This window comes from Cupriavidus sp. 05T42 (genome assembly GCF_056396345.1).
The window spans coordinates 90,459-102,534 of sequence record NZ_JBFTLH010000014.1 but is presented as its reverse complement, the minus strand read 5'-3'; the positions used below and the strand labels follow the sequence as shown (position 1 = coordinate 102,534).

The following is a 12,076-nucleotide window of genomic DNA, read 5'->3' as shown; positions in this document are numbered from 1 at the left end:
CAGCAGCCCCGGCCCTCGTTTATGGCGCGCCCGCGACTTGGCGGTTAATTGCAGATTAGAACCCGGACAGCACCAGCTTGCCGATAGTCTGGCCACCTTCGAGCTGCGCGTGGGCGCGGCGCAGGTTGGCCGCGTTGATCGTGCCCAGGTTCTCGCCCACCGTATTTTGCAGGCGTCCCGCATCGATCAGCCGTGCCACCTCGTTGAGCAGGCGGTGCTGCGCGATCATGTCCGGCGTGCCGAACATCGCACGGGTGAACATGAACTCCCAGACGAAGGTCGCGCTCTTGCTCTTCAGCGCGCCCACCGGCAGTTCGCTCGCGTTCTCGACGATCGAGCAGATCTTGCCCTGCGGCGCGATGGCTTCGGCCATCGCCGGGAAATGGCGATCGGTGTCGTTGAAGCAGAGGATGTAATCCACCGCGTCAAACCCAAGCTTGCGCAGTTGCGCGGGGATGTCGGCACGATGGTCGATAATATGGTCGGCGCCCAGGCGGCGGCACCAGGCTTCCGATTCCGGCCGCGAGGCCGTGGCGATGACCGTCAGCCCKCCCAGCACCTTGGCCAGCTGGATGCCGATGGAGCCCACGCCCCCTGCCCCGCCGATAATCAGCACCGAACGGCCGGCATCGTCGCCCTTCGGCGAGACACCAAGGCGATCGAACAGCGCCTCCCAGGCGGTGATGGCCGTCAGGGGCAGCGCGGCGGCGTTGGGGAAGTCCAGCGATGCCGGCTTATGGCCGACGATGCGCTCATCGACGAGGTGAAATTCGCTGTTGGCGCCGGGCCGCGTGATGCTGCCCGCATAGAAGACCGGGTCGCCGACCTTGAACAGCGTCACGTCAGGGCCCACGGCGGCCACGGTGCCGGCGGCATCCCAGCCGAGCACGCGCGGGGCATCTTCAACCTTGTCCTTGGGCGCGCGGACCTTGGTGTCCACCGGGTTCACGGCGATCGCCTCYACCTTGACCAGCAGGTCGTGGCCCGAAGCGGCGGGCTTGTCGATTGCCACATCCACCAGCGCTTGGGGGTCGCTGATCGGCAGGTAACGGGTCAGTCCAATGGCTTTCATTGCAGGCATCCTTTCCAACGTATCGAGGGGATGCCTGCATCCTAACCGTTTCGGATTGCCCTGATTAGCCAGATGAATCCGCAATCACTTTCACGAATTTTCGGAAAATCATCCGGGCAAGGCCAATGCACCGGCCAGCGAATCCAGGATTTGCCCACCGCCGAAGCTCAGCTGCTCGGGCACGGCGCCGCCCAGCGTCATCCGGATCGCGCAGTACTTGAACTCCGGAATCTTGCCGAACGGGTCGAGCACCGGGTTGGTCAGCTTGTTGATGGCCGCCTCGTAATAGCAGAACGGCACGAAGACGGCGCCGCGCGGGGTGCCATCGTCGGCGCGCGCGTAGAGCATCACCTGGCCGCGCCGGGACGCCAGCGTGACCACGTCGCCGGGCTTGCCGCCGAGCGCCGCCAGATCGAGCGGATGGACCAGCGCCACCGGATCCGGCTCGATGGCGTCGAGCACGCCGGCGCGGCGCGTCATGCTGCCCGTATGCCAGTGTTCGAGCTGTCGGCCCGTGATCAGGACCGTCGGATATTCCTGATCCGGACGCTCCGCCGCCGGGATGATGTCTGCCGGCACGAATCGCCCGCGTCCGCTTACGGTCGGGAACGTGTCGGTAAAGATCACCGGCTCGCCTGGATCTCCCTCCGTCTTGCAGGGATAGGTCACCGCATGCTCGCGCTGGAGCCGCGCCCACGTCATGCCGCCGATGCTCGGCATCGCGTGTCGCATTTCGTCGAAAACCAAGGCCACGGGCGCCGCATCGCGGGTGGCATGTCCATAGTCCCAGGGCAGCCCGAGCCGCGCAGCCAGTTCGCACAGAATCCACAGGTCCTGACGCGCCTGCCCGGGCGGGTCGATGGCCTGCCGGCCAAGCTGCACGGTGCGATCCGTATTGGTAAACGTGCCGGTCTTCTCGGGGAAGGCCGAGGCGGGCAGCACCACATCGGCCAGGCAGGCGGTCTCGGTCAGGAAGATGTCCTGCACCACCAGATGGTCGAGCGCGGCCAGCGCCTCGCGCGCGTGCTGGGCGTCCGGGTCGGACATCGCCGGGTTCTCGCCCATGATGTACATGCCGCGCACGGTACCCGCTTCGATAGCCTGCATGACCTCCACCACGGTCAGGCCCGGCTGCTTGTCCAGCGGCATGCCCCACAGCGCCTCGAAGGCGGCATTGGCGGCGGGGTCATCCACGCGCCGGTAGTCCGGGAACATCATCGGGATCAGCCCCGCGTCGGACGCGCCCTGCACGTTGTTTTGCCCGCGCAGCGGATGCAAACCCGTGCCCGGCCGGCCGATCTGGCCCGTCATCAGCGCCAGCGCGATCAGGCAGCGCGCGTTATCGGTGCCATGCACGTGTTGGGACACACCCATGCCCCACAGGATCATCGATCCCTTCGAGGTGGCATAGAGCCGGGCCACCTCGCGGATGGTTTCCGCGTCGATGCCACAGACCGGGGCCATGACTTCGGGGCTGTACGGGGCCACATTGGCCGCCAGCGCCTCGTAGCCGGCCGTGCGCGAGGCAATGAATTCGGGATCGACAAGTCCTTCCTCCACAATCACATGCATCATCGCGTTCAGCAGTGCCACGTCCGTATCGGCCTGGAACTGGAGGAAACGGTGCGCAAAGCGCGCCAGATCCGATCGGCGAGGATCGGCGACGATCAGCTTCGTACCGTTGCGCACCGCATTCTTGATCCAGGTGGCCGCCACCGGATGGTTGACCGTGGGATTGGCGCCGATCAGCAGCACCACCTCGGCCTTGCCGACATCCATCACCGGATTGGACACCGCGCCCGAGCCGATCCCCTCGAGCAGCGCCGCCACCGATGAGGCATGGCACAACCGCGTGCAGTGATCGACGTTATTGCTGCCAAACCCGGTCCGCACGAGCTTCTGGAACAGATAGGCTTCCTCGTTGCTGCCCTTGGCCGAGCCAAACCCCGCCAGTGCGCGGCCACCCAGGGTGTCCCGGATGCGCGCAAGCCCGCCGGCGGCCAGCGCCAGCGCCTCTTCCCAGGTGGCTTCCCGGAATACCTCCATGACGCGATCGGGATCCAGCACGATGTCGCCGGATTTCGCCACGCCTTCGCGCCGCACCAGCGGCACCGTCAGCCGGTGCGGATGCTGGGCGTAGTCGAAGCCGTAGCGCCCCTTCACGCAGAGCCGATTGTGGTTCGCCGGGCCATCACGCCCTTCCACGAACAAAATGCGGTTGTCCTTGACGTGGTACGTGAGCTGGCAGCCCACGCCGCAATACGGGCAGACCGAATCCACCTCGCGGTCGGGCACCGCCAGCGCCACGTTGCGTGCCGGCATCAGCGCGCCGGTCGGGCAGGCCTGCACGCACTCGCCACAGGCCACGCAGGTGCTGACGCCCATCGGATCGGCCATATCGAAGACGATGCGCGCATGATCGCCGCGAAATGCCAGCCCGATCACGTCATTGGCCTGTTCGTCGCGGCAGGCACGCACGCAGCGCGTGCACTGGATGCAGGCGTCGAGGTTGACGGCGATGGCTGGGTGCGACAGGTCAGCCGGCACCGCCTCGCGCGGGGCGAAGCGTGGCTTGCCGACTTCGAGCCGGGCCGACCACTGGTCGAGTTCACTATGGCGCGTGTACGCGGTCTCCGGCATGTCGGATTGGAGCAGTTCCAGCACCATGCGCTGCGCGCGGCGGGCACGCTCGGAGTCCGTGTGCACCGTCATGCCATTGGCCGGCGCGCGGCAGCACGACGGCGCCAGCACGCGTTCCCCATCGATCTCCACCATACAGGCGCGGCAGTTGCCGGCCGTATCGAGCCCATCCTTGTAGCAAAGATGCGGAATCTCGATGCCTTCCCGACGCGCCACCTGCAGCAGCGACTCCCCGGGGCGGGCGGTCACGTCCCGGCCATCGAGCCGGAAGGTGACCTCGGTATCGGACGACGCCTGAACGAGCGCGACTTCAGCGCGGGTCAGTGCATTCATGGCTGGCCCTCCGGAGCGACGGATGTGAGTTCATGCGGGAAGTAGCGGATCACACAATCGACGGGATTCGGCGCGGCCTGCCCCAGCCCGCAGATCGACGCGTCACGCATCACGGCGGACAGGTCGGCCAGCGCGGCCAGGTCCCACGCCGCTGCCGGCTGCCGGATCAGGTCGAGCGCCTTGGCCGTGCCCACACGGCACGGCGTGCACTGCCCGCAGGACTMGTCGCGGAAGAAGTGCATCAGATTGCGCGCGGCATCGACGGCCCGGTCGTGGTCGGACAGCACCACGATAGCCGCCGAGCCGATAAAGCAGCCATGTGGCTGCAAGGTGTCGAAATCGAGCGGAATATCGCCCATCGCCGCCGGCAGGATGCCGCCGGACGCCCCGCCCGGCAGGTAGCCGTAGAAGGCGTGGCCGTCCAGCATGCCGCCGCAGTATTCGTCGATCAGCTCGCGCACGGTGATGCCAGCCGGCGCCAGATGCACGCCGGGATGCCGCACCCGGCCGGACACGGAGAACGAGCGCAGCCCCTTGCGACCATGCCGGCCCTGCCCCGCGAACCACTCCGGGCCGCGCTCCACGATCTCGCGCACCCAGTACAGGGTCTCGAAGTTGTGCTCGAGCGTGGGCCGGTCGAACAGCCCGACCTGCGCCACATAGGGCGGACGCAGCCGGGGCATGCCACGCTTGCCCTCGATCGATTCGATCATGGCCGACTCTTCGCCGCAGATATACGCGCCGGCGCCCCGCCGCAGGTGGATCTCGGGCAGGCCGGGCACGGGCGGCGCGGCGCGCAGTTGCGCCAGCGCCTCGGTCAGCACGGCACGGCAGCCCGCGTACTCATCGCGCAGGTAGATATAGATGGCGGCCACGCCGGTCACGCGTGCGGCCACCAGCATCCCCTCCAGGAAGCGGTGGGGATCGCGCTCCAGGTAGACGCGGTCCTTGAACGTGCCCGGCTCGCCTTCGTCGATATTGACGGCCATCAGGCGCGGCGCCGGCTCAGCCCGGACGATGCGCCATTTGCGGCCGGTGGGAAAGCCCGCCCCGCCCAGCCCGCGCAGGCCCGAGTTCTCCATCACGGCGATCAGCGCATCCGCATTGGTATCGCCCTGCTCCAGCGCCTGCAACAGGCGATAGCCACCCTGGGCGCGATAGTCGTCATAGCCGAGGTAGGGTTGGGGGTCATCGCGCACCGTGCCGGCCGTCACGCAGGCCTGGACGGCAGCAGGCGTGGCGGCATCCACGGGATGCTGGCCTACCAGCACGGCCGGCGCCCGTTCGCAGCGGCCGATGCAGGGCGCGGCCAGCACGCGGACATCGGTGCCGAGCAACGCCGGCAGGCGTTCCAGCAGCGCGGACGCGCCGGCCATCTCGCAGGCGATGCCCTCGCAGACGCGCACGGTCAGCGCCGCCGGGGCGGTGATATGGCCATCGGCGTCCTCTCGGACAATATCGAAATGGTGATAGAAGCTGGCCACCTCGAAGACTTCGGTCTGGGCCATGCGCATTTCCTGCGCCAGCGCGGCCAGATGGGGGGTGGCCAGTTGGCCGTAGTGGTCCTGGATGGCGTGCAGATGCTCGATCAGCAGATCGCGGCGGCGTGGGGCATCGCCCAGCAGCTGGCGCACCTCGGACAGTGCCGCCGGATCCACCTGCCGGCCCTTGGGCTGGCGGCGCTTCCGCTCGCGTCCCCCGCCCTCCACCACAATCGGAATCACAACCTGGTTCATGGGGAATCCTGTCGGTTGCTGTGTTGCGCGCCGGCTATGCTGCCGGCTGGTCTGATGATACGCCCGGCATCGCCAGACGCACGGGGCCCGCGATGGCGGGCCCCTTCTGTCTAACCCGGCGCTCGGCTCAGGTCAGGTCAGGTCGTCCGGCACGGCCCGATAGCCCATCGGCGGCGCCGAACTATCATTGACGTACTTCCGGGCATGGGCCTCGCGCATCGGCTTGAGCACGAAGATCGCCAGCACCGCCGAGAGCGCCGCCATGCMGGAGGCCAGCATGAACACCGCGTGCCAGTCACCGGTGGCGGCGGTAATCACACTCGAGAACGGTACCAGCAGCGCGGCCGTGCCCTTGGCCGTGTACAGCAGGCCGGCGTTGGTCGCTGCAAACTTGGGGCCGAAGGTGTCGCCACAGGTGGCCGGGAACAGGCTGTAGATCTCGCCCCAGGCGAAGAACACCACGCCGGTCAGAATCACGAACGCCACCGGGTTGTGCCCGTACTTGGACAGCAGCAGGATGCCGACCGCCTCCACCGCGAAGGCCAGGAACATGGTGTTCTCGCGGCCGATGTTATCGGAGATCCAGCCGAAGAACGGCCGGGTCAGCCCGTTCAGCACGCGGTCGATGGTCAGCGCGAAGGTCAGCGCCGGCAGCGTCAGGMCGAGGATGGACACCGGGGAGTCATGGAGCCCGAAGTCCTTGGCGATGGGGCCCAGCTGCGCCGTGGCCATCAGCCCGCCGGCGGCCATCATCACGAACATCGCGTACATCACCCAGAAGATCGGCGAGGACAGCACCTGGCGCGGCGACGCATTATAAGTAGCAGCCGCCTTCAGGGTGCTCTTCACGTCGGAGAGGATCTTGGCCGACGGCGGATAGAGCGCCAGGCCCAGGATCACCACCACGATGCCTTGCCCCAGCCCGAAGGTCAGGAAGGTGCTCTCGTAGCCGCTGGTCTTGATCATGTTGGCGATGGGCACCACGGTCAGCGCGGAGCCCGCGCCGAAACCGGCCGCCGTAATCCCCGCCGCGAGCCCGCGCCGGTTGGGGAACCACTTGAGCGCATTGCCCACGCAGGTGCCATACACCGCGCCGGCCCCGACGCCGCCAATGGCCGCAGCGAAGTACAGCAGCGGCAGMGACGACGCCACCGAGTTCAGCGCCCATGCAATCGCACAGAGCAGGCCGCCGCCCACCACCACCGGGCGCGGGCCGTACTTGTCGACCAGATAGCCCTCGATCGGCACCAGCCACGTTTCCGTGACCACGAAAATCGTAAACGCCACCTGGATGGCCGTGCGGCCCCAGTGGTATTTGTCATCGATCGGATTGACGAACAGGGTCCAGCCGTATTGCATGTTGGCGATCATCGCCATGCAGATAACGCCGAATACGAGCTGCGTCCATGGGGACGCAAATCGTGACGTGGACGCGCTTTGCTGTAGTTCCATGGTGTCTCCTTCTGGCGGTCATCGCCGCCGTTGTGGATGGGCATCTGATTCGATGCCTCTGTGTACCGCTATCGTTTTCTAGATGTTTTCGTAGAGTGGCTCGCCGCTCTAGTGCTATACAGTATGTGGTATATCACCCAAGTCAAGCCGTTTTCAGTGACCAGTTTTTCTGCCCGATACGACTCAGACCACCGCCGCCCGGAGCGAGGCTGGCAGTGGTGCGCCGGGCGCATCAAACCATGCCGCGAAACGGCGCTCGGTTCGTTGCCGATCAATGACTTAGCGGACGGCGCCAGATCAATGGCGCGACCTGGCGGCAAGCACCTGGGATGCTGCAATGCGAAGGGAAAAAAGATGTCCTAGGGAAAGTCCTAGGCCTTGGGAAAGGCTGGAAAACGCTGGATCAGGCGGGGGATGAAGCGAGGGGGAAACGAAAGATACGGCCGATGAGTACGACGACTGCTGGGAGGGAGTTGCCGGCCGCTACAAGCTCCCTGCCTTCGAACCCAACTGGCTTACGCGTGGGCGAACTGCGGGCGCGCGCCAGCGGCAGGCGTCGCACGGCCGATCCCGTCCACTGCCTGATCCGAGCCGAGGCCGGCAAAGCGGCCATGGTCACCGGCGGTGGTCAGCAGACCCATCGGCAGGCGCGTGGCAATCAGCCAGGTTACGGAAACACCCGAGGCAATCAGACCGAGGGCGATGAGGGAAAGCTGTGCGGCGTGCATGAAAACTCCTGAATGAGGTAGGTCAATGAGTCTTCAGTATATGCTGCACCGCGAGGTCTGTAAATATCCTGTATGTGATATATCAATAGAAGATTGGCACTAAAAACAACAACGCTCCCCGTGGGGTGCGTTGTGGATCGCTTCTCGCGAGAACGACTGGCGAATTCGCGGGAAATAGCGCCTTATTCAGCGCAAAAAACGTTGCGGCGCTGCATCAGATGAATCCGATTCACGGCCCTACCCCGCTTTCTTCATCTGGCCCTGTTCGTACTCCTGGCCACGCAGGTTGTCCCACACCGCCGCCGCGTTGGGCTTGAGCGAGCGGGCCTTCCTTCGAACCAGCATCACGTTATTGTTGACCTGGGGCCGCAAGGGCCGCAGCACGGCCGCGGGCGCCAGACCGGCGGCCTGCGTGCGCGACGGCACCACGCCGATGCCGAGCCCCATCGCCACCATGCCGAAAATCGCCGAGAAATGCCCGAGCAGCTGCAAGGCGCCGGGCCGTACGTGATAGGTGGCCAGCGCGCGCTCCACGGCGGGCTGCACGCCCGAGTTGTGGTCGAGCGAGAGCACCGAGGCATCGGCAAGTTCGCCCCAGCCGAGGGACTCGCGCGCGGCCAGCGGATGCCCGGAGGGCAGCACCGCGTGCAGCGGGTCCATATAGAGCGGTTCGCAATAGAGGTCGTCGCAGGCCACCGGGTTGCTGGCGATGCCGAAGTCCACCTCGCCGCTGCGCACACTTTGCAGCACGCATTCGTGCGAGCGGTCGCGCAGCGTGATGCCGATGCCGGGCCATGCCGTACGGCAGCCGGCCACCCACATCGGCATGGACATCGACGACAAGACCGGATCGGTGGCGATATGCACGGTGCCCTGGCTGGGCTTGCCGGTGCCGTGGCTCTCGCGCAGCGTCTGCTCGACTTCCTCGATCAGATGGCAGATCCGTTGGGACAGATGCTCGCCGGCGTCGGTCAGCTCCACCTGGCGCGTGGTGCGGTCGAACAGCCGCTGGTCGATTTCCTCCTCCAGCTCACGCACGCTACGACTGATGKCCGACTGGGTCAGGCCGAGCTCCGCCGCCGCGCGCGTGAAGCTCTTCTGGCGCGCAACCGCAGCAAAGGCCTTCAGTTGGGGAAGCGAAACATTCATGGTGCCGCTCCTTGTCCTTGCATGGTGGGATGGGTTGCCGCGTGTCCGGTGATGAAGCGCCGGCGCATCGGCTGCAACAGGAACTTGGCGGACAGCCCCGCTGCCACGGTCAGCACGGCCGCCACCGTAAAGACCAGGCTCCATCCACCGCGATGCGACAACACCGAGGCCAGCGGCACCAGCATCGCCGCCGTCCCCTTGGCCGTATAGAGCGTGCCCGCATTGGCTGCGGCGTACTCGCTGCCGAACGTATCGGCACAGAGCGCCGGGAAGATCGAGAAGATCTCGCCCCAGAACAGGAAGGTGAGCGCCGCGAAGAACATGAACCAGTACGGGTTGTGTCCGAACTCCATCAGCCCGATCAGCGACAGCCCTTCGCCGATGAAGATGAAGAACATGGTGTTCTCGCGGCCGATGCGGTCGGAGATCAGGCCGCACAGCGGGCGCGTCAGCCCGTTGCAGAGGTTGTCGATGGACAGCGTCATGGTCAGCAGCGGCAGCGTCATGCCCAGCAGCGTGACCGGCATCGAGGCGAAGCCAAAGTCCTTGGCGATGGGGCCGAGCTGCGCAGTGGCCATGATGCCGCCTGCCGCCACGGCCACGAACGATGCGTAGATCACCCAGAACACCGGCGTGCGCACCATCTGGCCCGGCGTCAGCGCCACGGGGTTGGTCAGGTTGGCCTTGCCGGCGACGAGCCCCTTGGGCGGCTTCGGCTTGACCAGCAACATCGCCAGGATGAAGATCAGCACGCCCTGCAAGATGCCGAACGTGAAGAACGCGTGCTCGTAGCCCGATTTCTGGATCATGTTGGCGATGGGGATCACGGTCAGCGCCGAGCCCGCGCCGAAGCCGGCGGCGGTCAGCCCGGCGGCCAGGCCGCGCTTGTCCGGGAACCACTTCAGCGCGTTGCCCACGCACGTCCCATAGACGCCGCCCGCKCCGATACCGGCCACGACGGCCGCCGCGTAGAGCATCGGCAGCGAGGTGGCGAACGAGTTCATGACCCAGGCTGCTCCGGCGCACAGCGCGCCCACGGCCACCACGGGGCGCGGGCCGAACTTGTCCACGAGCCAGCCCTCTACCGGCACGAGCCAGGTTTCGGTGACGATGAAAATGGAGAAGGCGACCTGGATGGGGGACTCGCCCCAGTGATGACGCGCATTCATGGGCGTCACGAACAGCGTCCAGCCGTACTGGAGGTTCGCCACGAGGCCCATGCAAAGGACGCCGATGAAGAGCTGGAACCAGCGATTGCGGAGCAAGCCGCCCTGCCCGTCCAGATTGCCGTTGCCAAAGGCGGGGCCTGCCGCGTGCGGGTGCGCCATGTCGTGTCTCCTTACATTAGTGTGTCTCGCGCTCTGACGGCGCGACTGGTGGGCAGACCTGCGTGGGGACGCCCTACTTCACTACTGAATGAGCGCGCCTGACATTGCGGCACGTTGCATTGCTGATTGATGCTACTTCAAACTTAGATACGCAAAGCATAAAGTTTTTTATTATGATCATTGACGATCCTTTATAGATTGCAGGATATCGACCAATGAAGAACGCCACGCTGCGCCAGTTGAAAGTGTTCGAAACGGTGGCCCGCCATCTGAGCTTTTCGCGCGCGGCGGAGGAACTGCATCTCACGCAACCCGCTGTTTCCACACAGGTTCGGCAGCTCGAACACCACGTGGGCCTGCCGCTGTTCGAGCAGCTGGGCAAGCGGATCTACCTCACGCCGGCCGGCACGGAGATGCTGCACTACAGCCGCAGCATCATCCAGCAATTCCGCGAGGCCGAGGACGCGATGGCGCAACTCAAGGGTATTTCCGGAGGCCGGCTCAACGTGGCGGTGATCAGCGCCGGCGATTATTTCTTTCCCCGCCTGCTGGCCGAATTCATGAATCGGCATGATGGCGTGACGCTGAATCTCGCGGTGCACAATCGTGAGGAACTGTTGCACCAGCTGGCCGGCAACCTGACCGACCTCGCCGTCATGGTGCGCCCGCCCGAAGGCATGGACACCATCGCCGAGTCGTTCGCCCCCCACCCCTATGTCATCGTGGCCGCGCCGAACCATCCGCTGGTCGGGCGCCGCGACATCCCCCTGGCCGGGCTGGCCGAAGAGGCGTTCGTCTCGCGCGAGAAAGGCTCCGATACCTGGAATTCGATGCAGGAAGGCTTTGCCGGGCGGCTCTCGAACCTGCGCATCGCCATGGAGATCAAGAGCACCGAGACGATCAAGCAGGCAGTCATCGCCAATATGGGTATCGCCTTCCTGTCCGCGCACACGGTGGGGCTGGAGCTACAGGCCGGCAAGCTGGCCGTGCTCGACATCGAGGGATTCCCAGTCATGCTGAACTGGTATGTGGTGCACCGCAAGAACAAGCGGTTGCCGCCCGTGGCGCTGGCATTCAAGCATTTCCTGATGGAAGAAGGCGCCACCCTGATCCAGCAGATCACCGGCGTGGAGGGGCTGATCCGGCCGCGTATCGCCCGCCAGGTCCAGATTCCCAATGTATAAGCGATAGCTTATGGTTTCTCGATGAAACTTTAATTATCGTAAATCGTTCGTCGCGCCTACTCTGCACTTGTACCAAGCTCGTGACCTTGCAAACACAGGAGACGATCATGAACCCACTGCATCCCGCCGCGTCTTCCGCGTCCGTTTCGTCGCCCGTCGCCGGCGCCACGGGCCCTGATCGTACGTTGCAACTCGCCGCCTTCAACGCCGCCTTCGCCGAACTGGGCCTGCGCTTCCGCTGGGACATGCCGATGTTCGAGTGGCTCTGCGGCATCGAATGCGAGAAGACCCGCGTGGCCCGCTATATCGAGGAACACCACGCGCATCTGCTCAACGCCTACGACGCGCCGTTCCTGAGCCAGCTGATCTTCGACAAGAAGAATGAATACCTGCGTGCGATGTCCGGCACCGGCATGAACTAGGCGTTTTACGATTTCCCTTTACGATTCGTCGC

General features: G+C 65.5%; 9 protein-coding genes. 2 read left to right on the top strand and 7 right to left on the bottom strand.

The genetic code is table 11. The features are described 5' to 3' along the window. Positions 1 to 55: 55 nt before the first annotated feature. From AC1EJR_RS19160 to oxlT (AC1EJR_RS19130), 7 genes are all read right to left on the bottom strand, one after another. Positions 56 to 1,072, bottom strand: coding sequence for a zinc-binding alcohol dehydrogenase family protein (locus AC1EJR_RS19160; RefSeq protein WP_477113557.1), 1,017 nt, complete (start codon positions 1,070 to 1,072; stop codon positions 56 to 58). Positions 1,073 to 1,180: 108 nt separating this feature from the next. Further along, a complete protein-coding gene (fdhF, locus tag AC1EJR_RS19155; RefSeq protein ID WP_441593459.1) occupies positions 1,181 to 4,045 on the bottom strand; it encodes a formate dehydrogenase subunit alpha in 2,865 nt (954 codons plus the stop codon). Beyond that, positions 4,042 to 5,781 carry an NADH-ubiquinone oxidoreductase-F iron-sulfur binding region domain-containing protein gene (locus AC1EJR_RS19150; protein ID WP_477147403.1) on the bottom strand — a complete coding sequence of 580 codons (1,740 nt, stop codon included), beginning with the start codon at positions 5,779 to 5,781 and terminating at the stop codon, positions 4,042 to 4,044. The genes fdhF and AC1EJR_RS19150 overlap by 4 nt, the downstream gene beginning before the upstream one ends. 132 nt (positions 5,782 to 5,913) lie before the next feature. After that, entirely contained in the window at positions 5,914 to 7,233 is a 1,320-nt protein-coding gene (oxlT, locus tag AC1EJR_RS19145) for an oxalate/formate MFS antiporter (protein WP_477147402.1), read from the bottom strand. Positions 7,234 to 7,748: 515 nt separating this feature from the next. Further along, on the bottom strand, positions 7,749 to 7,961 hold the full coding sequence (locus tag AC1EJR_RS19140) for a hypothetical protein (protein WP_092299756.1): 213 nt from the start codon (positions 7,959 to 7,961) through the stop codon (positions 7,749 to 7,751). 237 nt (positions 7,962 to 8,198) lie between these two features. Continuing rightward, positions 8,199 to 9,110 carry a LysR family transcriptional regulator gene (locus AC1EJR_RS19135; protein ID WP_477147401.1) on the bottom strand — a complete coding sequence of 304 codons (912 nt, stop codon included), beginning with the start codon at positions 9,108 to 9,110 and terminating at the stop codon, positions 8,199 to 8,201. After that, positions 9,107 to 10,438, bottom strand: coding sequence for an oxalate/formate MFS antiporter (gene oxlT, locus AC1EJR_RS19130; protein WP_092299750.1), 1,332 nt, complete (start codon positions 10,436 to 10,438; stop codon positions 9,107 to 9,109). Before oxlT (AC1EJR_RS19130) ends, AC1EJR_RS19135 begins: the two co-directional genes overlap by 4 nt. A 215-nt stretch (positions 10,439 to 10,653) precedes the next feature. Here oxlT (AC1EJR_RS19130) and AC1EJR_RS19125 point away from each other — a divergent pair, with 215 nt between their 5' ends. Together AC1EJR_RS19125 and AC1EJR_RS19120 are read left to right on the top strand one after the other, a co-directional pair. Further along, entirely contained in the window at positions 10,654 to 11,622 is a 969-nt protein-coding gene (locus AC1EJR_RS19125) for a LysR family transcriptional regulator (protein WP_092299747.1), read from the top strand. A 107-nt stretch (positions 11,623 to 11,729) separates the two neighbouring features. Continuing rightward, entirely contained in the window at positions 11,730 to 12,044 is a 315-nt protein-coding gene (locus AC1EJR_RS19120; protein ID WP_441593462.1) for an HAD family hydrolase, read from the top strand. Positions 12,045 to 12,076: the final 32 nt, after the last annotated feature.

Bases quoted from the DNA above. Each gene is read 5' to 3' on its own strand.
- fdhF (WP_441593459.1), bottom strand. From the start codon at position 4,045: ATGAATGCACTGACCCGCGCTGAAGTCGCGCTCGTTCAGGCGTCGTCC.
- AC1EJR_RS19140 (WP_092299756.1), bottom strand. From the start codon at position 7,961: ATGCACGCCGCACAGCTTTCCCTCATCGCCCTCGGTCTGATTGCCTCG.
- AC1EJR_RS19125 (WP_092299747.1), top strand. From the start codon at position 10,654: ATGAAGAACGCCACGCTGCGCCAGTTGAAAGTGTTCGAAACGGTGGCC.
- AC1EJR_RS19120 (WP_441593462.1), top strand. From the start codon at position 11,730: ATGAACCCACTGCATCCCGCCGCGTCTTCCGCGTCCGTTTCGTCGCCC.